This is a genomic window from Bacillus changyiensis, from assembly GCF_027706145.1.
Lineage (GTDB): Bacteria > Bacillota > Bacilli > Bacillales > Bacillaceae > Bacillus > Bacillus changyiensis.
Map to the genome: position 1 here is coordinate 479,242 of NZ_JAQFWW010000001.1, position 24,133 is coordinate 503,374.

Sequence of the window (24,133 nt, forward strand, 5' to 3'; positions counted from 1 at the left end):
GGTTTTTTATTTTAACCATGTTTCTTCTATGTCAGAATTTCAATTATTTCGTTTGATTTTCCATGGCTTTCATCATTTGATTAATTTTCTTCTGCGATGGTTTCATACCCATCTGCATCATCATCATTCGTAACATTTGTTCATTAATCGGTGGATTTTTTTTCAAATAATTCATCATATATTTGCGAGCAATAAAAAATCCAAGCGCTACACCTGCGAGCAAAGCGATAATACCCACTAGGATGACAACCCATAAATCCATTTAATTTCCTCCTTCATGTTGTCTCGTATAAAGTGTACTAAACCAAAAGCTATTATACAACATAAACAGCCCAAATTCTTTCTTTTAGACAAAATTTCTTTCTTTCACTGGGTTTAACCAACCATATCGTTCCATACCAAAATCCATAGCTAGAAAACATGGGCTGACTTTACGCAATATTTCAAAAAATACGGTTTCTACTTCAAAGGGACCTTTTGCCAAAATTTCAATATATCGATCTTTTATAATGAAAGAAACACTACCTTTCGGAACCATCAATTTGTATATACAATCCACCTGTCGATATTCTTCTTGGCTGAGATTCATTTTCAGTCTTTTGTGTATGTGAGAAATCGGAATCGGCTCAGTAATATACTCTATCTGTTTGGCTGCCAACAGTGATTTCTTATGATCAAGGTTTGTCCAATGATAATCATAAAAAAGCTTAAATATCACAACTTCCCTTCCAAAATAGTGACTGGCAAATTCCTCTTCTATTAGATACGTATAATAATGACGCTCCAACTACTTCTCATCCCCTTCTGTAAACATTTTAGTGAATATATGTCTTCTATTATACAAAAGGTTGAACAAAATAATTGTCTGTTGATGATAAGAGAAGAAACTAATTTTGTCGAAAACAGAGAAAAGAGGGAATGATATCACATCATTCCCTCCCCCAATAAAATTACTCTATTGATTTAAGAGATTTTTAGCCCGCTCAACAACATTTGTGGCGGTAAAACCATACTCTTCCATAATCTTTTCACCTGGAGCAGATGCACCGAATTGATCGATTGCAAGAATATCACCATAAGTACCTGTATATCTGTCCCAGCCAAGTGGTGAACCCATCTCAATCGCAAGACGTTTTTTCACATCTGCAGGAAGAACTGCTTCTTTATACTCGGCGGATTGCTTCTCAAAACGGTCCCAAGAAGGAACACTGACCACTGATACATCGATACCTTCTTTGAGCAGTAAACTTTGTGCATCAATTGCAAGTCCTACCTCTGACCCGCTCGCAAGTAAAATTGCATCCGGCTTATCATTCTGACTCTTGGACACAATATATGCCCCTTTTTCTACACCTTCATATGCAGCAGTGACAGATTGTTTAATCGTTGGTAAATTTTGACGTGTTAATACCAACGCTGTCGGCTGATTTTTAGACTGTACAGCAAGTTTCCACGCTGCTGCTGTCTCGTTTCCATCCGCAGGTCTTATGACAGACAGATTTGGAAGTGCGCGAAGTGATGCAAGCTGCTCAATTGGTTCATGTGTCGGTCCGTCTTCTCCAACCGCAATACTGTCATGGGTAAATACATATGTGACAGGAAGCCCCATTAAAGCTGCGAGTCGTATTGCAGGTCTTAAATAATCTGAGAAGACAAAGAATGTACCTGCAAATACTCGAAGACCTCCATGCAGAGCCATTCCATTTAATGCCGCACCCATTGCAAATTCACGGACACCAAACCAGATATTGCGGCCGGTATAGTCTTTTGCTGAGAAATCACCGCCGTCTTTGATCGTCGTTTTATTAGAACCTGCTAAATCGGCAGATCCACCAAAGAAAAATGGAACTTGTTTAGCAATTCCGTTTAGAACTTCTCCTGAAGAAGCACGGGATGCAAGACTGCTACCTGTTTCATAAACCGGAATTTCTTGATCCCAACCAGCCGGAAGCTCTCCTTTTATACCTAACTCTAGTTGTTGTGCCAAATCTGGATAAGCTTGTTTATATGCCGAAAACAACTGATTCCATTCCTGTTCCTTTCGCTTACCCGCTTCCTTAACTGTTTCATTAAAATGCTCATACACTTCAGCAGGAACATAAAAATCTTCCTCATAAGTCCATTCATAAGCTTCTTTTGTTAACTTGGCCTCTTCTTCACCAAGAGGAGCTCCATGAACCCCAGAAGTTCCTGCTCGATTTGGAGAGCCATACCCAATTGTCGTCTTGACTTCAATCAATGTTGGCTGATTTTCATTTTGTTTGGCTTTTTCAATTGCTGCCGTAATTTCATTAATATTATTACCATCTTCTACATATAAAACTTCCCAGTTCATTGCTTCAAAACGTTTCTGAACGTTTTCAGAGAATGAACGGTCTAACTCACCATCAAGAGAGATGTCATTAGAATCATAAAGGACAATGAGACGACCCAGTTTTAAATGTCCGGCAAGTGAAGCTGCTTCAGATGATATCCCTTCCATTAAATCTCCGTCACCGCAAATACTATAAGTATAATGGTCAACAACACGATATTGATCACGGTTGTAAGTTTCAGCAAGATGTCGCTCTGCTAGCGCCATTCCGACAGACATTGCAATTCCTTGTCCGAGTGGACCAGTCGTAGCATCTATGCCTGGAGTATGTCCGTATTCAGGATGCCCTGGTGTTTGACTTCCCCATTGACGGAAATTTTTCAAATCATCCATTGACAAGTCGTAACCGCTTAAATGAAGCATGCTATATAAAAGCATAGAACCGTGTCCTGCAGATAACACGAAGCGGTCTCTATTAAACCAATTTGGATTTTCAGGATTGACATTCATCAGTTTTGTCCAAAGCGCATAAGCCATTGGAGCAGCCCCCATCGGCATACCTGGATGACCTGATTTCGCTTTTTCAATAGCGTCTATGGATAGCGTCCTAATTGTTGCGACAGATTTCAGCTCAATTGTTTTCATCATAATCACCTTCCAATATGTACTTTACTACATTCTTATCATAAATCTCCCCAACAGTTTTCACAAGCTTTTCAGCCTAACAAGCTAGGTGAAAAGTGATGAATATTTGAAAAACCTTAAACAGTAGTCTACACAAAAAGGAATACAATATTGAGTATTCCTTAAAACTTAATGTAAACTGCGGTTTGTTTTTTCTTTTTTAAGTTTTTCAGGGGTTACATCATTGCCTTCAGGATCTACGATTGTCACGTTTTTTAATGTGTTTTTCATAGATGTACGGACACCCTTTAAATATTCTTGGCGAAGCTTCTGCTGTTCAGCTTTTTCTTGATCTGTTAGAGAACCTGTTTTTGATTTTTTGGCAAGTTCATTAATTCTGGCTATTTTTTCTTTAGAAATCATCATAAACTCCTTTGATTTTGTTTATCACTCATACTACTAAATCCGTTTCCGTTTGACAACTCTTGTGTACTCTCTTTAAATTCCTGATAGCGCCGGTGAACAGTCGCTTTTGAGATGCTGTACCCGAATCCTCTTAATACAGCAGCAATTTCTGCAAAAGTTAGATTATTTTCTCGCAACCTAATGATTTCTGAAAGCGGTGCTTCAATTCTTCCTCTACCTGATCCTTCATGGCGGTTCTTTAAATTTTTTTCCGGCCGATATCCGTTCTCCACCGCTTTTTTCATTCCTCTTTTTATTTTTAAGTTGTGTATTTTCCGTTGGTATTCTTCAACAATGCTGACGATCTCCAAAACCATTGAATCCGCTTCTGAAAGCTCGAGTTTTCCTCTATGAGACAGCGTATAAATTTGGACCCCTTCTTTATATAAACAATGAAGTAGAGCAATTTTGGCATTTCCTCTACCAAGACGTGTATCATCCTGAATTAAAACCATATCAACAGCAGAGTTCTTAATTTCTGCAAGAAGATCGAAAACACCATCGCGATCCATATCATATCCGCTCGCTTGTTCAGAAATAACTTTAACAATCGTCATTCCATATTCGTTAGCAAGAGATGTAAGTTCAGCTTCTTGCCGCTTCAAGGAGGTTTCTTGCTGCTCCTTCGTTGTACTCACTCTCGTGTATATAATCGCATTCATAGAAATCCCCCATATTCTACTTATTCTACAACTGCCAGCTGGCCTTGATCAGATTGCTGTTTAGTTACTGGAAGGATCAAAACATCACCAGGTTTAATGACAGATGTTGATAAATTGTTGTGATCAGCAACCCACTCCACAAATTTCTCCCTATCTGTCCCTCTCAACCCTTCAATGCAATCTGCCAGTTCCCATAACGTATCCCCTTCTTGAACTTCTATTTTAACATATTGTTTGCTTTCCTCGATCTTAGTGGCAAATGACAGAAACAGAATAGAAAAACTAATCACAACAGTAAACAAGACAACGAAAATCAACGATTCATTTTTCATTTCTATCACCTCAAATAGAATATTTGTTCGGTTTTTGTGTTATCAGTATAAATGCGAACAAATGTTTCTGTCAAATAGTTTTTTCGAACCTATGTTTGTACTTTGAGGAAAAACATGCTATAATCTACCTAAAATCGACGTTTTGAGGTGCAGAACATGACGAAACTATCAAAAAGGCAACTCGATATTTTGCGTTTCATAAAAGAAGAAGTCAAGCGCAAAGGTTATCCGCCATCTGTAAGGGAAATTGGTGAAGCGGTCGGCCTTGCCTCAAGTTCAACCGTACACGGTCACTTGGCAAGACTTGAAACAAAGGGGTTAATTAGACGAGACCCAACAAAGCCGAGAGCAATCGAAATACTGGATACAGAAGAAGAGATTCATATTCCGAAAAACCATGTTGTTAATGTGCCTGTTATCGGAAAAGTAACGGCTGGGATACCGATTACCGCTGTTGAAAATATCGAAGAATACTTTCCCCTACCTGATCGCTTGGTTCCGCCTGATGAACATGTATTTATGCTTGAGATTATGGGAGAAAGCATGATAGATGCGGGGATACTTGATCAAGACTATGTGATCGTCAAACAACAGAATACGGCAAATAACGGAGATATCGTTGTTGCAATGACTGAAGACGATGAAGCGACCGTCAAACGTTTCTTCAAAGAAGCGACACACATACGACTTCAACCGGAAAATCCAACGATGGATCCTATTATTTTGCAAAACGTGAAGATCCTTGGGAAAGTGATTGGGGTTTTCAGAACTGTTCATTAATCATCTAAGGCAGCCATAAGTGGCGGCCTTTTATTTTTAAAAAAACAGGTTCATATCACTAATTTAGTGACATGAACCTGAAAAGAGGAATTGCTGATAAGCTTACAAAACCATTATCTCTTATGTTAGATTGGTAGTCAACAAAAAAGTTGAATTAAGGAAACTTTTTGCGCAACAAGAAACACTGACATCATAACAATGCATTGAGTAATCAAGGCCAGAAACCTAAAATATACTTTTGTTATTGATTCAGATCAAAAACCTTAGACACTATATCATAAAAATTGGAGGGAGAAAATTGGACAAAAGTGGAATGTTTAAAGACTTTAATTTTAAATTAGTAGTCATTGAATCTTTATTAGATAAAGAGCCGCGATTTCTAGAGGAATTGACAAACTTAATACATAAGTATTCCAATCATTTTGAATGGTACACTGGAGCTGGACTCATTCATGAAATCAAGGAATATTTAGAAGCGTTGACTTTGGAAATGAGTGATTTGCAAAAAATTGATTATCTTTGCTTTGATGGGGGAAACGAAATTTATCATATCTTAAAGCCGGATTGGGATGGCGAGGATCGTTTATTTGATGTTGGATCTGTTGAAGGATTTCAGCATCTTAAAAATTTAAAAACAGTTGATTACATTTCAATGTGTGATCCACAAGTGTTAGAGCCATTTAAACAAGCAGGTATTGAAATTCAATAGTTTTTCGGATAATAAGAATGTGAGATTTTGATAAATGGAGTATGAATTAAAAAACAGGCAGAATCACTGCCTGTTATCTTTCACACTGCCACTTCAAAAGTCAGTTTGTCCCCATGCTTATAATGAATTAGTTTAAAGTCATCAATCGTGAAGTCATAGAAATTTTTTATCTCTGGATTGATCCACAGCTGTGGAGCCTCATATTGCTCTCGCTCAAGTTGAATCTTTAAATGATCGATATGCCGGGTGTATACGTGGCAATCGCCTATATTGAAAATGTAATCACCTAGTTCATAATTTAAAACTTGGGCTATTATACGCTGCAAGACATTATATTGAAACACGTTAAACGGATTGCCCAACGCCATATCATTGCTTCTAGCTCTCACTTCAAGAGACAATTTTCCTTCTTTCACATACCATTGTGTTTCATATACACAAGGTGTCAGTGCCATTTCATCTAATTCATCTGGGTTCCATAACATTGTAATGTGTCTACGTGATGAAGGGTTATGTTTTAATTGATCAAGTAAATAGTCCACCTGATCGACCTTTTGCCCATTTAATGTTCTATTTTTCTTTCCCAATTGGTAGCCGTACGCTGAACCGATCGTACCATCCTTGCGCTTCCATTGATCCCAAATATGAACTCCCATATCATTAAGTTTTTCAACATTGTTAGACTTAAGTTGCCAAATCCACAACAATTCTTTTATAGCTGTTTTCCAGGCCACTTTTTTTGTTGTTAAAATCGGTATTTCCGTGTTATCAAATTGCATTTTTTGACTGATGATGCTTACGGTATGTGCCGGTGTTCCATCTGATTCCCATCGTGTCCTTACTTGATCTTTTTCGTCTGAAATGCCATGTTGAATAATTTTGTTAATCAGTGTGTTGTATTGCTGATCATATTGGCTCATCATATCCACTCCTCTTACCCTTATTCAAATGATATGAATAAACTGAGATTTTTTCAATAGAAAAAAGTTAATGTGCGGGACAGTACCGGACTACAACTCACACCTATTTGTCATCTTTTGGTAACTGGACTAATGAATTGGAACCGGTAGCCTTAGGCATTTTTCCATCCCATTTTTGAATCCATTGATATTGGATCATCTCATCTGACATTGATTTTTTAATAATTTCATTGTATTTAGCAATTCCTTCCGCTTCAATTTTTTTCTTTTTTGCTTCAGCCTTGGCAATTTTAAGCTCTGTTTGTTTTCTTTCTAATTCTTGCGATGATTTGACACGAGTATCAATTGCTTTTTGAGTTGCTTTGTCAGGTTTGGGAACCCCAAGTGTTAAATCATCGATTACAAACCCAAGCCTCTTCATATCATCAGCGAACGTTTTTTGCACTTCTGCTGCAGCCTCAGATGATTTTTGACCGTATGTATCGATAACTGAATATTTCGATATCGATTTTCTTGCTGCATCCCATAACCTTGTTTTTAAATAGCTGTTTTCAATTGAATTAACATCTACTGCACCAAATTTATTAAACAACTCAACAACTTTATCAGGTTGAACGACATAGTTATAAGCAATATCCATTGAAATATTTTTACCGTCAGATGTTGCAACTTGAATGTTTTGATTGCTGACCGTCTGCATGCGTACAGGATATTTTGTCACTTTATCAAATAATCCAACAAGATGCCAGCCTTGATCAAGCGTTTCTGATTTAACACCACCATTTGGTGAGTACACAACACCAACATAACCATTTGGAATTTTTTCAATAAAAAGTGTAGCCGTCAATCCCCCAATAATAAGTGCAGCAGCAACAATGATTCCACCAAGAAGCGCTTTGTTTTTTGGCTTTTTTTGTTTTTCATTCATCATCTTGATCATCCTCCAGTGTTTTTTTTATTTTTCGTGCTCCGTTTCCGATTTTTTCAAACAACGGGCTTAATATCAGCCATACCCCAAATCCTATCATGAGGAGCAATATGACTGAACCAATCATCACTTTCACTAGTCATCCCTCCTTCACTTTTATTTTACGTTCATATGAACTCGAAAGTTTCATTTTTCTGATTAAAAGCATACTAAAAAGACAGATTCAATATCTATATATCATCTGCCTTGTTCATTGTATTTCATCTTGGTATCATTTTAGTTTTTGATATTCTTGAATAAAATGCTCTGGATCACTGCATATTTCATATGGATACACCCCTTGATTTGTATGAAGATAAAGCAATCCGGTTGTTGAGAGTGGTCTGTACGATATATCAGTGACATGTTCTAATTGAAATCGGTGGGTTGCTGTTATGATGATGTCTTGATATAAGTAAAGGCCATACTGTTTTTTCTGATATTGTTGCCGGTTCAAATCTATAGAACGCTCAACCTTATAATAACTGATCATGGAAATTGCATGTTGATCATCTTTTTTCACTTTGATACCTCCATACCCCTTCCTGCTGATTACATGTTAACTTTTTCAGCAGTTAAGGTCAAAGGTATGAAAAAATCTATTTTTTATTTACTTTGCAATCTTGGTTTTGCAGGGTTACATGTTGGCATTTCCGTATTTGTTGATTCTGCGATTTTCATTAAATAGTAACACTCTTCCCTCATCATATGATCTGCCATCAATGCTGAAAATGTACTAAGCATTTGATCTGTCAATTCCAATTCCTCTACTTCATTTAGAAATGTCCTAAACAATTCGATTTCTAACTTAACATCCTTATTCATTTTTCTGAGAGCAGGAAATGATTCTATATTGGCTCTAAGGTAACCTGTCAGTTGAACAGATTTTAAATAAAACTGTTCAAAATGTTTTTCAAATCCTTTGCTCGTTTTTTTCAATCGCTTTTCAACAGCGTCCAAATTATCGGCGATCGCTCCAGCATGTCCGGCTGCATCCATGAGCCATAACATATGATGATGCAATTCATGGAAAACAGGTGGAACTTCCTGTTTTTTTAAATATTTGATTACGAGCAAATATTCCTCAAGTTCATTGACCATATGATTGATAAATGTTGGTGACAGATGAATGGTAATATCACCTACTAAGTGTCTTTTAATAAGAGAAAGTTTAAATTTCCTCAAGGCCAGAACATATTCTTCAACTTCCATTGTTAACGAATGCAAATCACCTGAGGAATTCGCTTTTTTAAGTAATGCATCGAAAATCTGTTTAAACTGTTTTGCTTTCTGAATATCTTCCTTCTCTTTTTGAGCTAAAGAATCGAGAATAAAACGCGCATGATCACCTAAAACCTGCAACCAAAATGTATGTTCAAAGATAGCTGTTTCTTTATATGTTTTCAAAATGACTCCCCCCTAACCAAACATTCTTCATTATGGCTATTCACCATTCATTCGAATTATGATCAGGGAAAACATTTCTAAAAATGAGGTGGTTGTGCTTCACATGGATGATACTTTTTAATCATCGAAGACTGTATATCGTGTACAAGTCTTTACAGATGTGCCACATATTAAATACACCTTCTCTCGGTCCTTTCACCCATCGCCCTGTGGCATTCTCATCCCCTCTTGAAACCTCATTTCTCTAAATTCCCTGGGAAGTTACTTAGAACGACAACGTTCTCTTTTTTTGAAGGATACAATCCATTATCTCTTCTAATCAGTCAAGACAGCAGATTTTTGATGTCGTTGTTTCATGTAATCGAACAGCCTGAAGGCGTCCTTAGGATTGAGTATTTAAATTAACTAGAAAATTGGCCAGTCAATGACCATTTGCAATGGCATAGTCAGCGGTCAAGCACTTTCCCACACTGTCTTCTGGCATTGCTCCGAGTCCCGACTTCAATCACATGCTGTGAAGTTATCTAACCAAGATGTGCAGCAATGACAGAGTCTTCAGTAGTTTTTTCAAGATACCAACTGATGCACCGTCCAACAATCTTACAATCATTGTTTCTAGCATTTATATGAGAGTTAGTTCTTCCATTGGTGAAAAATACAAAACTTTACATTTATTTTCCTCCTTTGCATGGTATTGTAATCCTTTCATATGAAAACACAATCCAGCGATTCTCTTTTCCTGAACTACCTTATGGCTGTTTGTTTAACTTTTGATAGCCATGCATTTTTAAAGATCCCTAAACTTAAAAAAGGTGTACAGTTTACCTGTACACCTTTAATGATCAACTACTTAAGGTTTACGGAATGTAACATGTTTTCCATTTCGGTCAAACCATCCTTTAAAAGCCCAGTTAATCCAGCCGCCATCTCCTTGGTTTGTGAACTCTCCGTTTTCAAACACCCAGATTCCATAAATGACGCCATGATAGTTAGCAGATCCGTAAAACTTAACTCCTCTTAATCTTTCTTGATAATTTTGACTTAAGTTAAAAACCATGACATTATATCTTTGTCCTGCAGCATAAAAAGCCGATTCCATGCAGTTTTTAACGAAGCCGCTGCGGTTAGCGCTTTGTACGATAGAATCTCTAATTTGATTTCCGATTCCTAGAAGGTCAAGGTTGATACCAAGATCAATAGCTGACGTTTTAAATTTTTTACTTTCAAACTTTAGTGGTTGATTAACATGTGATGGCAATGACGTAGATGGCAACGATTTAATAGTAGTGTCCATTTGTTTCGTTTCTTTCGCTTCTGCCAAATATGGAAGACAAGATAAACTAATCACCAAGGCTGTAATGAAAGCTAACATTTTTTTCATTTTATACCCTCCCAATTAAATTGCCATTTTTCGAAAATCGAATGATCTACTAGACAAACATTGACAGCTATTTCACTTAACTCCCTCCCTTCTTGTAAAACAAGCATAACGAATTTTTTTCATAGAAGAATGAGGAAATACAACTATTTTCCAATAAACCAAAGAGATTACATTTCCATATAATAGACACAAAGTGAAAACAGATAGGTAGAGAGGATTATTCGGGGATTAGTCTATTTGAGCTGTTCAGAACTGTTTACTTTCTGAAATATTTATCTATTCAAATTCTTCTAACTTTCTTTTCATATGGAGCTTTAAAGCAGCTTTCCAATACCTATAGGTACCCTGCTTAATTCCTCCTTCGTCCGTTTTAATATAGTAAGGATATTCAACAAACATGTCATCACACACAACAACCTCTTGGATTTTTACATGTTCTTTTCTAAGGTAATCATTGAGTTGTTTTCTAAGCAAAAAAAGCTTTTTTAGTTTCTCTTCATAATCTTTTGCAAGCTTCGTATTTTGACTAGAATCGGTTTTATCGATTCTTGTTTCTAAAGCATGTATGCATAAATCAATAATGATTTTTTCGTGTATAGCTTTTGTCAGTTGATCAGAAATCATTGGTTTCATATCCAACATCACCTTGAAAATTTTTTAAAGGGGAAAAGTCCTTTATTTAAAGGACTTTTCGGAAATCAGTTCTTGTTCTTTACTTAACATATAGCGACCACGATCAGGTTTCTTCACCTCTGGATGGTGCTTCATCAAGCCTTGCATAAAGGTTGTCATATTCATGATTGGAATGCCTGTTTCTTTTTCAATCTCCACCCGAAGGTCTGTCCCTCTAATCCCCTCTTTGTATGTATTCAATACTTTTAAGGCTGCCTCTCGATGAATAGAAGTTTTTGATCTGTGAATTTGTTCTTTTGTATTTAGCATGAAAGAAGACTTTTCCGTTTCAGAATGTTTATTGACTTCTTTAAATTTTTGCGCAGTTGCGCTGGCTAATTCAATCAACGATGACTTTTTGTTTACTGAAGGAAGTTGATTTGCTCCATCTAATTCACGTAGTTTTGCATAAATTTGATTTCGTTCTTTTTGAAATTCTCGTATAACGGTAATCTCAGTATGGTTTAGTTGCTCAAGCCTTAAGCGCAATGCATCTCTTTCATTAAACATAATCCCATCTCCTAAAAAATTAGTTTTGATTATAGTTTATAGGACTTTTTTAACTTTCACAATTGATTTTTTAGGACTATTTATAACTGGATAAAACTTTTTTGATTTACTTCATATGCAGCTCTTATCCCTGATTCTATTGCACCTTGCATCCACCCATGAGTAAGTGAAGTATGTTCTCCTGCAAAATGTATCCTCCCTTCAGGTGTAGGGATATAAGGATATAGTTCTAATTCTTGTCCTGGTTCGAAAACTGTAAAAGCTCCAATTGAATAAGGATTTTGGCTCCAACTAAAAGGAACTCCTCTGACAAATTCAGAATAAACTTGATTCCCATATATTTCCGACAAATCCTTCAAAACATAATGAATACGTTCTCCCATGGAAAGACCATCCCATGTCAATGCATCATCTGCCCATGTATAGCTTGCTAAAATGACAGCCGGTCCTCCTGTCCCTATTCCATAACTAGGATAGTATGTAAAACGGATTGGCAAGTCAGTTATTAATCGGCCGCCAAACTGCCCCTCCCTTTCCCAAAATCTGCTCTTAAACTCGATACCGATTTTTGTTGCAGCTGTATAGTTGAGTTCACGAATCGCCTTCCGTTTATAATAAGAAAAAGTATGATATGGTTCGACTTTTACAAATCGCAAAGTTGTAAAAGGGATCGTCACAATCGCAAGATCACCCGTTACTGAACAACGTTGCCCAGTTTGTTGATCCATACAATGAATTGTGACATTGTTTTGAAACTGAGAAATTTTATCCATTTTTCGGCACAAGTGAATATTTTCATTTAATTGCGGAAGAAATGCATGTGGCAAACGGTCCATGCCGCCTGTTATCTCATAGAAACGGGTTGTTGATGTAAAAAAGATTGATTCTCGCAGTACTTCAATAAGAGACATCCCCATATAAGCCTCCATATCGAGAAGGACACCCATCATATCAATTGCACCGGTTGAAAAATGAGAGTATAAAAACGATCTTAACGATTGATTTCTAAATTGATACTCTACAATCTTCCAGTTTGTTTCTGGATTTTGTTTGATAAAATTGAAGATCGGATCAAAGACGGTATTCAACAGTTCTTCAGCCGTTTTTCCTTGTTCATGTGGGGCTACTGGATATTTTAAAATACTCGGATTTCTTTCAAAACTTTCGAGACGTGTTTTAATCCCATTTACATAAATGATATCCTGTGGAGTACGATTAATAAATATTTGAATAGGTAACTTAAACTTTTTAATATATGCTAAAGTTAAAAAATGGTTTTCTGGAATACGCATGGGCCCAGCATTGAAGTGCAGCCCATGGCTAAAAGGGAATCGCGCAGTGTAAACACGTCCTCCTATTCTATTATTCCCTTCTAAAATGGTCACTTTGTGACCGGCATCCTTTAATAAGGATCCTGCCACAAGCCCAGCCAGTCCAGCACCAATGATAACGATATGTTTAGGAAACTGTGATGTTTCTAGACCATTTGTAATCATATTCAACATATCTTTTTCCATTAATTTAGCATTCATGTGAAGAGGCACCCTCTTTCACTCAGAAGTATATTTAGCATTATATTCAGTGAAAAGAGTGCCTAGCACTTAATGGTCTAGTCTAAATTCAATTACGTGTCCATTTCTGAAGTTCAATTTTCATATTGTGATCTAATGATTGTAAACGATTTTCGAAATTTTTCTTTGCCACTTGATATAGTTGTATATCTAGCTGATTTGCCTGTTCAATTTTTTTAATCGTTTCCTTAGAGATTAATTCTTTTGTTGGTTTTTTCGTGTTTACATTCACTTTTGGACAATTCATATTTTTCCAGCCCATTATTTCTTTTAATAAAAATAAAGATTGTTTAAACATTTCTGTAATTCCGTAAAAAGTAAATTGATCCATATTGATGATCGCCTGCTCAAGATCTGCTTGACCACCAGTCACAAAGCGTGTTTGCAAATTTGACCGTTCAGCTGATTGGGCAAACTCTTCTAAGCTCCCTAAATGATCGTAGTGTAAAACATCTTTGAGATAAAAATAATTTGAGATGACGCGGTCAACCGGGTCACGAAACATGGTAATGTAATGACAAGGTCCTAATTCCTGGTGTTGACCGTAAAGATTATGTCCTAGTATACATTTTATGTGCTCATTTATTTCTGGTGTTTCATTTGGGTTACTCACCAAAATGCACTCGTCTCGGCTATAATTTTGATAAATAAATAGATTTAATGAAGAACCAGCTGTTTTTGGGATATGGACAAAAACTAACCGTTTATCTTTATTCAATCAGATCACCTTCTTTTTTTTATTTTTACAATATATGCATTAAAATTCGACTTGAAAGTGTGGTTGACGATAGGAATTTTTCAAAGGTGGACAAATAGGGCTGAATAAAAAAATCCTTAGCCACTTTTTATGGGCTAGGATTTTTTTAAGCGAATTTGAATGAGTTGAAATGCATCTTCTAAAACTGACCTGTTTTTAACCTCAATCATCAGCCATTGTCCAAGATGTGAAGAAGGTGTTTTCTTGTACAGTTCCTGAATATACGGGGTACAGGTTTGCACGATCATATCAGCTTCATGCTTTTCTTTTGTACCAATCACAACCAGTACGATGAAATATCCTTTCATTGGATATAATGTACATAGCGATTTTCCACTTTTTTTGTACTTTACATTCCATCCTTTTTGTAATGAACACTTACTATACTCTAATTTCGGTATAATTTTATAATGATTTTCAATAAACCGCTGGCACTCACCCCATAAATCATGATTCACATATGCTGTGATATCTTCAAGTGTAGGTTGATGACTTTTATCAAAGACTTGATCCCACATTGTTATTCATCCTTTCGCTGTTTGAACCATATTTCCATAGAAGATGTTTCAGGTTCATTTTCACAATATATTTCAACCATAAACGGTTCTACGATTACATTATTTTTTTGGAGCCAAGTGCCGTACATATAATGAACAGCTTTATCGAGAGCATCTCTTGTTAAATGATAGAAGTCTTCGGCTTCAAAATAACAAACAATGTAATCCCCTTCAAACAGTATAAATTCCGAGAAATTTTTCAGCCCTTCAAAATGATCAACTTCGGCACCAACAAAATAGTTTAAATACCCTTCGCGGTGACTAGGGCGACCAACTCCAATTTCTTCTTTTTTGAAAACATCAACCCTTTTCTTTTTGATATGGAAGTCGTGCCATAATTCAGCTAAGTGATCAATGCTAGGATGATTTGAAAACGGGGTTTCAATTGATAATCCAGCAAAAAACCGGTTTTTTTCTAAGTGTTTCCGGTAGACTTCCAATACAACTCCATCAGCAATAAGGGGCATTTTTTCATCAACCAACCGATATTTTAAAGAAATATCAGGTTTATTAAAGTGTGATAAAGGTCTTGGATGTTTACGATACATTTCAGGTGTAATCGTGTACACATCTTTAAAACTACGTGTAAATGTTTCATGATTTTCAAACCCTACGTTAAATCCAATATCAATAATTTTTTGATCCGTATTCTCTAGCATTGTTGCTGCTTTTGCTAAACGTCTGAGCTTTACATATTCCATAACCGGCTTTCCAACTAATCGGCTAAAAATCCTTTGATAATAAAATGGTGACAAACAGGCGATATTCGCTAATTCTTTGATTTTCAATTCCTCTGACAAATGAGTTTCAATATGCGACAATGTTTTTTGAACCAATTCCCATGTTTCCATAAAGTACACCTCCTATCTTTAAGATAGCAAATGATAATTCATAATTCTTGATCTACAATGCTCTATTCATTGCAAAAGGAATTTTTATTTTCAAATTCTTCTAAAAGAGCTCGTCCTTTGTCTGTCTTCCGCAGATGAACCAAATCTACAAAATAGCGAATATCAGAGATATCATTCCAACCAAGATCTAGAGCGAGCTGCAGATACTTTAACGAAAGATCTGATCTGTCAGCTAATGAATAGCCACATGAAAGTAGGAAATGATGCCGTTTATCTAATTCTCCAAGAGCTTGGGCTTGTTTTATATAGTTGTTAGCTTCAGTTACATTTCCACCATATCTTAATCGATGATAAGCACAGAAAACAAAATGATCTAATGGATTGTACAAGAATACAAAAGCAGTATAATACTGTCGGTTGGTGAAGCCAACTTTTTCTGCTAATTTAATGGATGACACACGAAAATCTTCTGTTCTCCAATGAGGCATTCGCCCTTGACGGAGGCATTCATCGAGAAACGCTCGCGCAGCTAATAGAGCATATCCTTTCCCGCGATCAAAATAATTGTATGTATCAATCCCTATTTCAACATCAGTATCTGTTGCAAAAACAGATACACAACTGGATCTCACTTTTTCTTCGCGAATGACTACATAACCAAATCCTTTTTTGATAAACATGTCAGGCGATTCCCAAAAATCCACAACACTTTCCAAGATTTCTTCAAACCTTTGTTCTGACAGCATGTCTAAAGTAATACGCTTGACTTCCACATGAGAGGGTATCGATACGTTTGGCGATTTTATGTAAAGGTCAGGATCAAAACTAAACGTAACCCTTTCATATGGTTTTGGAAGAAACATCTGTAAATGTTTCTGAACTACTTGTCTCCATTTTGACTCTGGCCATAGTTCCACCTGAAAAAAATGATCATTTATCCGCTCAGCCTCAGGGGCGATCACTTCTTTAATATAAGTTGGAAGCTTAGTAACAAAATCAGGCTGAGGGTTACCTAATAGATAAAAAATTTCTTGCTCTGCCCAGACTAGCGCACAATTGGGCTTACTCAAATGATCGACATAAATGCGACCATGATGATGCCCTTCGATTATACCGTTCAGAATAGGGTGACGCTTATCGTGAAGAAGTGACCGGATAAGCTTAAAATCTTTTTTCTGTCTTAATTGATGAATCATCGTAGGATTTGCCTCCCTTATATTTGATACTCGCTTGGAAGTTGCAATTTTTGATGTCATGTTCGTGGAAGTTTTTCAATTCCCAAGTTATCTATCTAGACACATTCCCTAAACACAATACATAAAATAATTGGTAAATCGTTGTGAAAGGATTGAGAATATGTATTATATGCCTCTTCCCTGCCCGTACTATGTTCATATACCAGTTTATTATGAGTCAGGACATACAACCAGATCTAACGGTACTGCAAATAGAAAAGATTATGGATCAAGACCATTTGTCATTGATATCAATCAAGCTACAAAACAAAACGATAAGTATCGTACTGCTTTATGGACAGGAACTCATTTGCAAGTTACTTTAATGAGCCTCAATGTCGGTGAAGATATTGGTTTAGAAATGCACCCGAATGTCGATCAATTCTTACGTGTTGAACAAGGTCAAGGATTAGTTCGAATGGGTAAAAACAAATATCAATTAAATTTTATAAGAAATGTCTCTGATGATACAGCAATCATGATACCTGCCGGAACATGGCACAACCTTACAAACACAGGTAGGGTTCCCCTAAAACTTTACTCAATATATGCACCTCCCAACCATCCATTTGGTACTGTTCATGTAACCAAAGCTGATGCATTAGCTGCAGAAAGACAAAAGATTTCAACTTTTTAAAACAAAGCAAAAAAAGGGTTTTGTCAGACCGACTTAACCCCTTTTGACTTTATTAGATCTGTTCGTTGAGCTTCCCCAAGTTTTGTAAACAATAGAATTGCTATTCCTGCAAGAATTTCAATCAGCCCTCCTCCAGCAATCACCGGACCTGCACCTACTAAAGTCGCTACATATCCCCCTACTAAGGAACCGATTGGAATCATCACATATGAAATCATATTAATCACTGCAAAAACCAACGGTTGATCTTCATCTTCAACTGACATTTGAATGATGGTATGTTCAGGAATATTAATTGCACTAATACTAGCCCCTAGTGCAAATGCTGCAATAAACATCAGTGACAATAGCGTGTTCATACCTGTGATCAAAAAAGCAACTCCTTCGATTATTCCAGCCGTAACAAACACTAGACCATACCGATTCACTTTTATTTTAGCAAGCAAATATCCCAATAAAAACGCTCCACCTGCTGTGGTAATTCTTAATAAAGAGTGAACAATAGGTCCACCATTTAAATCTTCTGATATATAAACTGCTGCTAGTGCTTCCCATGGAGCAGATGCTAGATTTGAAAAAACACAATAAATCGCTAATGGATATAGAACATGGTGCCGACGGACAAGTGTAAACCCTCTTTTCAATTTACTAAGATATGTACTTGTTTTTCTTGATGCTTTCATTTTAACGTCATTGTTTCTCTTTACATAATCAATACATAAAACCAAACTAGCTGAAATCATGTAAAGTATAAGTGGGATAAACATTGTATTTGCTGCGCCGATCAACATGATTAAAATCCCACCAAGAGTAACCGCGGCTAGTCTTACAATATGTTCAGATGACTGAATAATCGCATTTGCTTTTTGAATATAATCTTCTTTCACAATTTTCGGAATCAAGGAGACAGACGCAGGATTGTAACAAGCTCCTGTAGCCGAATGGATAAGCATGAGTAAAATAATAAACCACAGTGGTGAAAAACCACTAAAATAGCAGGTAGGAATAATAAGCATGAGAGAGGCTCTTGTCATATCTGCAAAAAACATCCAAAGTTTTAAAGTGTTTATTTTCATCAGTGGTGTAATGATTGGCCCTAGTAACGCTTGAGGTAGAAAAGATACAGCGATTAATAACGCTGTTCCAATAGCCCCTTTTCCATCAAAAATCAGAAACCACAAAATGGAATTCATTGCAAAATTGTCTGCAGTTATTTTGATTAATTTAGAAGAAAAAAGAAAGGTAAAGTTTTTTTGCCAAATACTGTTCTCTTTCGGCAATTGAAGCCCTCCTTGGTTCTATCATTTTACATAATATGTTATTTTAATACATTATCTTATTTGTTGTGACCAAGTCAAGATGATATTTTGAAACAATCTTTCCAAATTTGTCTGCTATTATTTCTGGCTCTTACCTTTCGATTAAATTTTTGTGAAATGGTTAGTTGACTTCATTCTGAAAATGGATCATACAGGTCTTGTCGTATCTTTTGTAGTTTATACAGTTATCAAACAAGTGCTGAAATTCATCTTGAATTTTAGACCATAAAACAGAATAGGATAAGAGAAAGAACCCAAAAATGCCCCAGCCAAATAAAAGACAGGGCGTTTTTCATTTGAATAGAGCCTTAAGTTCCACTTTTGTTGTCATATATATACCAGCCCTCAACTTTGCTCCCTTTACAAACTTTTTCTGAATCTGCCAGTCTGCTAGCAAGAGCGTATTACCGTTTGAGGATAGCTTGTTTTTATTTGGTTATTAAATCAATCACCCAGGGAAGCTGACAAACAACGAATCCATACTGATTAAGGTTTTTGGCCATGAAGGCTCTCAGGCCTAGCCAATATCAATCATCACCTTTATCATCTTCTCGTATATTAAAGGAAGATAAAATTGAATAAGATGGAAGCACCCAGGGGATTTATCGAATGCTAAATGTGGTTTTATATTATTCTATAAGAAGGAAGGAAGCGTTAATGACAAAGCTTTGTCGAGAAGTTTGGATAGAAGTAAACCTTGATGCAATTAAAAAAAATTTACGAGCGTTTCATCATTACATTCCAAATAAGAGCAAAATTATGGCTGTCGTAAAAGCTAACGCTTATGGTCATGGAGCTGTAGAAGTGGCACGCCATGCCCTGGAACACGGAGCTAGTGAGCTCGCTGTTGCTGGATTAGAAGAAGGAATCGTTTTACGAAAAGCAGGAATTAAAGCCCCTATCCTTGTCCTTGGTTTTACACCCCTTAAATGTGTGAAAGAGGCATCAGCTTGGAATATAGAGTTATCAGCATTTCAGGTAGATTGGATAAAAAAAGCTAACGAGATCTTGGAAAAAGAAGCAGTTTCTAGCCGGTTGGCTATTCATATTAATGTGGATACTGGTATGGGACGATTAGGTGTACGTAGAGAAGAAGAGCTTTTAGCAATAGTGGAAGCACTAACGGCAAGTAAATTCCTCAAATGGAATGGTATTTATACCCATTTCTCAACAGCTGATGAACCAGATACGACACTAACGAGACTACAGCACGATAAGTTTATCAGTTTTCTTCGCTATTTAAAAAATCAAGACATTGAACTACCTACCGTACATATGAATAACACAGCTGCAACAATCGCTTTTCCGGAATTTAGTGCTGATATGATTCGTTTAGGTATAGGCATGTATGGATTATATCCTTCAGAATATATAAAGCAACTCAATCTCGTTAAGCTTATACCTGCACTAAGTTTGAAAGCGCGAATAGCTTTTGTAAAAACGATGATAACAGAACCACGGACCATTAGTTATGGCGCTACATACATCGCCGATCTTGGAGAAATCATTGCTACCCTCCCGATCGGCTATGCTGACGGTTATTCTCGTGAACTCTCTAATCGCGGGTTTGTTCTTCATTGTGGAAAACGAGTGCCTGTGGTAGGAAGGGTTACGATGGATCAAATCATGGTTAGTTTAGGTGAAGATGATGGGAAACAAGGAGATGAAGTTGTTATTTATGGGCGACAAAAGGGAGCTGAGATTTCCGTTGATGAAGTTGCTGAAATGCTTGACACGATTAACTATGAAGTTGTATCTACACTAAGCCGCCGTATCCCCCGTTTTTATATAAGAGATGGCGAGATTTTAAAGGTGTCATCTCCAGTTTTATATGTGTAGATTTTTTATGATATGAAACAGAAAACGCATTGATATTAAGAACAAAGGGTGACCTCCATGGAGATCATCCAGTTTTAGTTTTTGTGGATATGAAAATGCTGGAGAAAAAGTAATGCTATTGAGTATAGAAGGTTTAACAGAAGATCAGGATGAAGAATGTGTAAGAAATTTCAAGTTGCAACAACATTTACGGAATTTCACTGTTACATAACTAAGAATTAAAATCAATAGCCATGTAGGTTGTACTATCATAGAGTTATATTATAATATTTTGTTGTGAAATTGAGTACATAACTAATCGAGATCGATACATTTTACATGGCAAAGGGACTTTTACAGCAATAAACTAACGAGATCATTCAGATTCATGGCTAGAGACGAGTTTTGGATATGACCCCAAAGAAAAAAAGACCCTTCACATCTATCAATTACAGATCATCAATGATTGAATAATGGACGCAGTCGTCAAGTTTGATCCCCTATTTGGTCAATACACTCTTAATATCATCATTTTTTTTTGCTTATTCATAATTTCAAATACCGAATGATATAGTGTGATTTAGCCGTGCCTTACTATGGGTTATGTTTTCTTTATTTTATATGGGGATACTCACATTGACCAATTGTAGAGGGGAGTTATCTTACTTGTAGTAAAGCTAATTCAAAAGGCACAGCTAAAGTGTCGTTTGTTATTTCAGTGTAATTCAAGCATGTCATCTTCAAAGGTTTATAAACCCATCTCCTTTCGTACCTCTCAATACCGATCGTTCATTACCACTTTTCTTTGACCGATGCTGTCGTACTTCCGAAGGATTAAAAGAATGCTCTTTCAAAAAAACGCCATCCCTTTTAAAAGCGTAAATATATTTTTTTAAACTTTCCCCTCATACATTCTTTTTTGCGTTAATTCTTAACTTATTAGATAATCTATCTTTTCCCTTGATTTTTGTTGTTTTTATTATCAAAAAAGCCAAATACAACTGCCATAGAAATAATTATCGTAACCCACCATGACCAATTCACTTTATCACCTTTTCTATATATTAAATTTTAATTTCAACAACCTACCCAACTAATAATAGTTATAATAATGATACGTTTTTAATAAACTATAAGTTTCATTAATTGGTAATGCTTTTAATCATATTTTAAAACGAGCAGGTATAAAAAGAATTCCTATCCACGCTTTGCGGCACTCACATGCGGTTTTACTTTTGGAGTCAGGGGCAGACATGAAATACATTTAAGAACGCTTAGGTCATAAAAGCATGATGGTAACTGCTGATGTCTATCCTCATATCAGTAAGAAGCTCGACCAAAATAGGATCAAGGATTACGAAAAATATGTCTCATCAATTGTGGAGTTAGATTCATAACTTCAAATTTTTTTGGTCATATTTTGGTCAAGGACCAAAAAGAATGCTTACACAATTCTTTGACCAAAATTCAAAAACCCCCTGACACCAAATGTGCCAAGGGATCCAATACTGAGACATATATTGTTCGCGTTCCCAAGGATGGACTTGTGTACGGAACATAATTTCGAATTGAAATAGCTAATGTACAGCACTGAAAACCCTTATAAATAAGCCTTTTTCAGTGTTGTATTATTTTAAATTTGAAATAAATAATCTATCAATCTCAACATTTTTTGGTCAAATTTTGGTCATGATTTTGGTCATGACTTTTGTCAAATCAGATCCCCTTTTATAAGTTTGTTATAATGGTTTTATAAAACAATTAAAAAGGGATGAAGTACATGAGCATCAATAAAATTAGATCAGCAATGTACAAGTCGGGTAAAATTTTAGGAGATGTCAATGCGGTTAAAAAAGGAAAAGTAGGGAAACGCATCGCCCGTCGTGCTGCCGGAAAAACGACAGGAAAATTGTTAGGTAAGCTATTCAAATAGGATACGAAAAAAGCCTTTCTCATTAGAGTTGGGCTTCGCTTGTAACCTACTTAACAAATGGCTTTAAATACAATTTGGGGTCAAAAATTCTCAAAGAACTCAACGGACTTTTCCAAAAAAATTATTTTATCCGAGTGCCCCGTTTTCCAGAACTTCATATTTTAATGCCCCATTTTCTAAAACCTTATATCCTAATGCTCCATTCTCAGCGACTCTATATTGTTTCTGGACTGATCCGACTTCTTCTTTTGTTGCTAAACCTGACACCAAACTCAGTCCAAGAACAGCAAAACCCATGAATAACTGAATTTTTTTCAAATTAATTGCCTCCTTATATTTAATATTTGATCTTTGATCTTACATGCTTCTTCGAAATACTTTGACGACAGATTGCTGTTTTCCTGCCTTTTATAATAAAAAGCTGCATTTTCAGAGAGATCGGCTACATCTGACCATAAGTTTTTCTTCTTTAACAGGTCCATACATGAATCAAAGGAGCTGCAATCTGTCTGATCATACAAAAAGTATATGAGATTCAGCTTGGTTTTATATACATATTCATTTACCTTATCGGCAAACTCAAGGGCTTTGGTACGCCATTCCCTTGCTTGTTCAAGTAAACCTAGCTTATATAAAACTCGACTTAACATATACATAGAACGAATGGAATAAACGGATGCTCGATGTTCAGGAATTGCAAGCGCATTTTGAAAACATTCTTTTGCTTTTTCCAATAGATTCTGTCTTTCATAGGATAGCCCCAAATTAAAATATCCAAGTCCTTCTGTTGGTTTATCATTTGTCTTAGAAGCGAGTTCTATAGCTTCTTTATACAGGTTGCACGCTTCTTCCCATTCTTGCAAATCCACTTGATTCATTGCATAAAGCATTTTGCACTTAATTACTCGGTTAGTATAGCCATCATAAGCTTTGAAGCTATCAAATGCTTTCTGAACATGATTTAAAGAAAAAAAGTTTTGTCGGATTTCATAATATGCAATTGCTAATTGATAGTGAAATTCAGCTTTTTCAAGTTCATCTGGTACTTTATAGAGTCTATTTTCTGCTATTCTATAATAATGAATTGCGTCAATAAAATTCTTCTGATAAAACTGGTACATTCCTGAAAAGAAATAAAAATAATATTGAATCATGTCATCTGTGCTATTTTCTAACTTACTTTTAATCTCATCCAGTAATTCTCCTGACACTGTAATCCTCAGTCATGAGTTTGTAGCGTGAGTCTATCAGGTTAAAGTATATTAATACGTTTTGATTTTCTTTCATATTTGGCAACGTGCTTTTTATCTCTTCTCTTTTGTTTTTTGCCTTATAAATATCATTTTGTTTAATCAGATTGTACCACTCGTTAATGTCTTGTCCTACTTTTTGAAATGCTATTGTAACCAAAGTTTCCATCCCCCTTTAAAATTGTATTTATTTGTATTATCTCATTTGTTTACATTATTTACAATAGTTTGAATATAAATCATTCAAATAATATTGGGGTACTTACTCCCTTTGATAGTCAAAAATGTTTCCAAAAACAAAAAATTCTACAGATTATTGCGAGAATTATGGATTTTTCTCATTTATGGTTAGGTTTTTATACCTAATCCAAAAGATTCATTTTCTTAAATATGTCTTTTCATTCCACAACATTTATAAAAAGAATGGTAAACTTTTGTATTGGTTACTTACTTTAAAAATGA

Annotated in this window: 28 protein-coding genes; 5 read left to right on the forward strand and 23 right to left on the reverse strand. The window is 35.9% G+C overall.

Annotated features, from left to right (window positions below):
• Positions 1 to 43: 43 nt before the first annotated feature.
• The 6 genes from PDT38_RS02460 to yneA form a co-directional block, all read right to left on the reverse strand.
• The gene (locus tag PDT38_RS02460) at positions 44 to 262 is read right to left on the reverse strand and encodes a YneF family protein (protein WP_172295453.1); all 219 of its coding nucleotides are present in this window, start codon (positions 260 to 262) and stop codon (positions 44 to 46) included.
• A gap of 84 nt (positions 263 to 346) precedes the next feature.
• Positions 347 to 787, reverse strand: a complete 441-nt coding sequence (gene sirA, locus PDT38_RS02465; protein WP_270798832.1) for a sporulation inhibitor of replication protein SirA — start codon at positions 785 to 787, stop codon at positions 347 to 349.
• Positions 788 to 955: 168 nt separating this feature from the next.
• A complete protein-coding gene (gene tkt / locus PDT38_RS02470) occupies positions 956 to 2,959 on the reverse strand; it encodes a transketolase (protein WP_270798834.1) in 2,004 nt (667 codons plus the stop codon).
• A gap of 168 nt (positions 2,960 to 3,127) precedes the next feature.
• Positions 3,128 to 3,361, reverse strand: a complete 234-nt coding sequence (locus tag PDT38_RS02475; RefSeq protein WP_270798836.1) for a DUF896 domain-containing protein — start codon at positions 3,359 to 3,361, stop codon at positions 3,128 to 3,130.
• Positions 3,361 to 4,065, reverse strand: a complete 705-nt coding sequence (locus PDT38_RS02480) for a YneB family resolvase-like protein (RefSeq protein ID WP_270798838.1) — start codon at positions 4,063 to 4,065, stop codon at positions 3,361 to 3,363. The genes PDT38_RS02475 and PDT38_RS02480 overlap by 1 nt, the downstream gene beginning before the upstream one ends.
• A 20-nt stretch (positions 4,066 to 4,085) precedes the next feature.
• Complete coding sequence (yneA, locus tag PDT38_RS02485) at positions 4,086 to 4,397, reverse strand: cell division suppressor protein YneA (protein ID WP_270798839.1); 312 nt, start codon at positions 4,395 to 4,397, stop codon at positions 4,086 to 4,088.
• 156 nt (positions 4,398 to 4,553) lie between these two features.
• On the opposite strand from yneA, the gene lexA reads away from it, so the two are divergent.
• On the forward strand, positions 4,554 to 5,177 hold the full coding sequence (gene lexA, locus PDT38_RS02490) for a transcriptional repressor LexA (protein ID WP_270798840.1): 624 nt from the start codon (positions 4,554 to 4,556) through the stop codon (positions 5,175 to 5,177).
• A 298-nt stretch (positions 5,178 to 5,475) separates the two neighbouring features.
• The gene (locus PDT38_RS02495) at positions 5,476 to 5,886 is read left to right on the forward strand and encodes a DUF6892 domain-containing protein (RefSeq protein WP_270798842.1); all 411 of its coding nucleotides are present in this window, start codon (positions 5,476 to 5,478) and stop codon (positions 5,884 to 5,886) included.
• Between the two features lie 80 nt (positions 5,887 to 5,966).
• Here PDT38_RS02495 and PDT38_RS02500 read toward each other — a convergent pair whose 3' ends face one another.
• From PDT38_RS02500 to PDT38_RS02560, 13 genes are all read right to left on the reverse strand, one after another.
• On the reverse strand, positions 5,967 to 6,806 hold the full coding sequence (locus PDT38_RS02500; RefSeq protein WP_270798844.1) for a thymidylate synthase: 840 nt from the start codon (positions 6,804 to 6,806) through the stop codon (positions 5,967 to 5,969).
• A 103-nt stretch (positions 6,807 to 6,909) separates the two neighbouring features.
• Entirely contained in the window at positions 6,910 to 7,734 is an 825-nt protein-coding gene (locus PDT38_RS02505) for a prohibitin family protein (protein ID WP_270800096.1), read from the reverse strand.
• Positions 7,727 to 7,870, reverse strand: coding sequence for a hypothetical protein (locus PDT38_RS02510; RefSeq protein ID WP_270798845.1), 144 nt, complete (start codon positions 7,868 to 7,870; stop codon positions 7,727 to 7,729). Before PDT38_RS02510 ends, PDT38_RS02505 begins: the two co-directional genes overlap by 8 nt.
• Positions 7,871 to 8,005: 135 nt before the next feature.
• Positions 8,006 to 8,296: a hypothetical protein gene (locus PDT38_RS02515; RefSeq protein ID WP_270798846.1), complete on the reverse strand. Its 291-nt coding sequence runs from the start codon at positions 8,294 to 8,296 to the stop codon at positions 8,006 to 8,008.
• An 83-nt stretch (positions 8,297 to 8,379) separates the two neighbouring features.
• Positions 8,380 to 9,180 (reverse strand): DUF2935 domain-containing protein, encoded by an 801-nt coding sequence (locus PDT38_RS02520; RefSeq protein WP_270798848.1) that lies wholly within the window; start codon positions 9,178 to 9,180, stop codon positions 8,380 to 8,382.
• 850 nt (positions 9,181 to 10,030) lie between these two features.
• The gene (locus PDT38_RS02525; RefSeq protein ID WP_270798849.1) at positions 10,031 to 10,561 is read right to left on the reverse strand and encodes a stress response protein YvgO; all 531 of its coding nucleotides are present in this window, start codon (positions 10,559 to 10,561) and stop codon (positions 10,031 to 10,033) included.
• A 276-nt stretch (positions 10,562 to 10,837) separates the two neighbouring features.
• On the reverse strand, positions 10,838 to 11,194 hold the full coding sequence (locus tag PDT38_RS02530) for a hypothetical protein (RefSeq protein ID WP_270798850.1): 357 nt from the start codon (positions 11,192 to 11,194) through the stop codon (positions 10,838 to 10,840).
• Positions 11,195 to 11,236: 42 nt separating this feature from the next.
• A complete protein-coding gene (locus tag PDT38_RS02535; protein WP_270798852.1) occupies positions 11,237 to 11,743 on the reverse strand; it encodes a Rok-like winged helix domain-containing protein in 507 nt (168 codons plus the stop codon).
• Positions 11,744 to 11,823: 80 nt separating this feature from the next.
• Positions 11,824 to 13,260, reverse strand: coding sequence for a flavin monoamine oxidase family protein (locus PDT38_RS02540; RefSeq protein ID WP_270800097.1), 1,437 nt, complete (start codon positions 13,258 to 13,260; stop codon positions 11,824 to 11,826).
• Between the two features lie 103 nt (positions 13,261 to 13,363).
• Positions 13,364 to 14,032: a sulfotransferase family 2 domain-containing protein gene (locus PDT38_RS02545; RefSeq protein ID WP_270798853.1), complete on the reverse strand. Its 669-nt coding sequence runs from the start codon at positions 14,030 to 14,032 to the stop codon at positions 13,364 to 13,366.
• Positions 14,033 to 14,166: 134 nt separating this feature from the next.
• Positions 14,167 to 14,589, reverse strand: a complete 423-nt coding sequence (locus PDT38_RS02550) for a DUF3788 domain-containing protein (RefSeq protein WP_270798854.1) — start codon at positions 14,587 to 14,589, stop codon at positions 14,167 to 14,169.
• Between the two features lie 2 nt (positions 14,590 to 14,591).
• The gene (locus PDT38_RS02555) at positions 14,592 to 15,479 is read right to left on the reverse strand and encodes an AraC family transcriptional regulator (RefSeq protein ID WP_270798855.1); all 888 of its coding nucleotides are present in this window, start codon (positions 15,477 to 15,479) and stop codon (positions 14,592 to 14,594) included.
• A 62-nt stretch (positions 15,480 to 15,541) separates the two neighbouring features.
• Positions 15,542 to 16,675 carry a GNAT family N-acetyltransferase gene (locus PDT38_RS02560; protein WP_270798856.1) on the reverse strand — a complete coding sequence of 378 codons (1,134 nt, stop codon included), beginning with the start codon at positions 16,673 to 16,675 and terminating at the stop codon, positions 15,542 to 15,544.
• Between the two features lie 160 nt (positions 16,676 to 16,835).
• Here PDT38_RS02560 and PDT38_RS02565 point away from each other — a divergent pair, with 160 nt between their 5' ends.
• The gene (locus PDT38_RS02565) at positions 16,836 to 17,351 is read left to right on the forward strand and encodes a cupin domain-containing protein (protein WP_270798857.1); all 516 of its coding nucleotides are present in this window, start codon (positions 16,836 to 16,838) and stop codon (positions 17,349 to 17,351) included.
• A 23-nt stretch (positions 17,352 to 17,374) separates the two neighbouring features.
• Here the strand turns inward: PDT38_RS02565 and PDT38_RS02570 are convergent, their stop codons facing one another.
• Complete coding sequence (locus PDT38_RS02570; RefSeq protein ID WP_270798859.1) at positions 17,375 to 18,631, reverse strand: MFS transporter; 1,257 nt, start codon at positions 18,629 to 18,631, stop codon at positions 17,375 to 17,377.
• Between the two features lie 696 nt (positions 18,632 to 19,327).
• Between PDT38_RS02570 and alr the strand changes: the two genes are divergently transcribed.
• The gene (gene alr / locus PDT38_RS02575; protein WP_270798860.1) at positions 19,328 to 20,509 is read left to right on the forward strand and encodes an alanine racemase; all 1,182 of its coding nucleotides are present in this window, start codon (positions 19,328 to 19,330) and stop codon (positions 20,507 to 20,509) included.
• Positions 20,510 to 22,268: 1,759 nt separating this feature from the next.
• Positions 22,269 to 22,421, forward strand: a complete 153-nt coding sequence (locus PDT38_RS02580) for a hypothetical protein (protein ID WP_270798861.1) — start codon at positions 22,269 to 22,271, stop codon at positions 22,419 to 22,421.
• A 126-nt stretch (positions 22,422 to 22,547) separates the two neighbouring features.
• On the opposite strand, the gene PDT38_RS02585 is transcribed toward PDT38_RS02580, so the two are convergent.
• From PDT38_RS02585 to PDT38_RS02595, 3 genes are read right to left on the reverse strand one after another with little or no spacing between them, the layout of a single operon-like run.
• Positions 22,548 to 22,739: a hypothetical protein gene (locus PDT38_RS02585; RefSeq protein ID WP_270798862.1), complete on the reverse strand. Its 192-nt coding sequence runs from the start codon at positions 22,737 to 22,739 to the stop codon at positions 22,548 to 22,550.
• Positions 22,736 to 23,632 carry a tetratricopeptide repeat protein gene (locus PDT38_RS02590; protein WP_270798863.1) on the reverse strand — a complete coding sequence of 299 codons (897 nt, stop codon included), beginning with the start codon at positions 23,630 to 23,632 and terminating at the stop codon, positions 22,736 to 22,738. The genes PDT38_RS02585 and PDT38_RS02590 overlap by 4 nt, the downstream gene beginning before the upstream one ends.
• Positions 23,610 to 23,831, reverse strand: a complete 222-nt coding sequence (locus PDT38_RS02595; protein WP_270798864.1) for a response regulator aspartate phosphatase — start codon at positions 23,829 to 23,831, stop codon at positions 23,610 to 23,612. The genes PDT38_RS02590 and PDT38_RS02595 overlap by 23 nt, the downstream gene beginning before the upstream one ends.
• Positions 23,832 to 24,133 lie beyond the last annotated feature (302 nt).

Excerpts from the sequence above, each read along its gene's own strand:
- PDT38_RS02460 (WP_172295453.1), bottom strand. The coding sequence starts at position 262 with ATGGATTTATGGGTTGTCATCCTAGTGGGTATTATCGCTTTGCTCGCA.
- tkt (WP_270798834.1), bottom strand. The coding sequence starts at position 2,959 with ATGAAAACAATTGAGCTGAAATCTGTCGCAACAATTAGGACGCTATCC.
- PDT38_RS02475 (WP_270798836.1), bottom strand. The coding sequence starts at position 3,361 with ATGATTTCTAAAGAAAAAATAGCCAGAATTAATGAACTTGCCAAAAAA.
- PDT38_RS02480 (WP_270798838.1), bottom strand. The coding sequence starts at position 4,065 with ATGAATGCGATTATATACACGAGAGTGAGTACAACGAAGGAGCAGCAA.
- yneA (WP_270798839.1), bottom strand. The coding sequence starts at position 4,397 with ATGAAAAATGAATCGTTGATTTTCGTTGTCTTGTTTACTGTTGTGATT.
- lexA (WP_270798840.1), top strand. The coding sequence starts at position 4,554 with ATGACGAAACTATCAAAAAGGCAACTCGATATTTTGCGTTTCATAAAA.
- PDT38_RS02500 (WP_270798844.1), bottom strand. The coding sequence starts at position 6,806 with ATGAGCCAATATGATCAGCAATACAACACACTGATTAACAAAATTATT.
- PDT38_RS02505 (WP_270800096.1), bottom strand. The coding sequence starts at position 7,734 with ATGAATGAAAAACAAAAAAAGCCAAAAAACAAAGCGCTTCTTGGTGGA.
- PDT38_RS02525 (WP_270798849.1), bottom strand. The coding sequence starts at position 10,561 with ATGAAAAAAATGTTAGCTTTCATTACAGCCTTGGTGATTAGTTTATCT.
- PDT38_RS02530 (WP_270798850.1), bottom strand. The coding sequence starts at position 11,194 with ATGAAACCAATGATTTCTGATCAACTGACAAAAGCTATACACGAAAAA.
- PDT38_RS02535 (WP_270798852.1), bottom strand. The coding sequence starts at position 11,743 with ATGTTTAATGAAAGAGATGCATTGCGCTTAAGGCTTGAGCAACTAAAC.
- PDT38_RS02540 (WP_270800097.1), bottom strand. The coding sequence starts at position 13,260 with ATGGAAAAAGATATGTTGAATATGATTACAAATGGTCTAGAAACATCA.
- PDT38_RS02550 (WP_270798854.1), bottom strand. The coding sequence starts at position 14,589 with ATGTGGGATCAAGTCTTTGATAAAAGTCATCAACCTACACTTGAAGAT.
- PDT38_RS02555 (WP_270798855.1), bottom strand. The coding sequence starts at position 15,479 with ATGGAAACATGGGAATTGGTTCAAAAAACATTGTCGCATATTGAAACT.
- PDT38_RS02560 (WP_270798856.1), bottom strand. The coding sequence starts at position 16,675 with ATGATTCATCAATTAAGACAGAAAAAAGATTTTAAGCTTATCCGGTCA.
- PDT38_RS02565 (WP_270798857.1), top strand. The coding sequence starts at position 16,836 with ATGTATTATATGCCTCTTCCCTGCCCGTACTATGTTCATATACCAGTT.
- alr (WP_270798860.1), top strand. The coding sequence starts at position 19,328 with ATGACAAAGCTTTGTCGAGAAGTTTGGATAGAAGTAAACCTTGATGCA.
- PDT38_RS02580 (WP_270798861.1), top strand. The coding sequence starts at position 22,269 with ATGAGCATCAATAAAATTAGATCAGCAATGTACAAGTCGGGTAAAATT.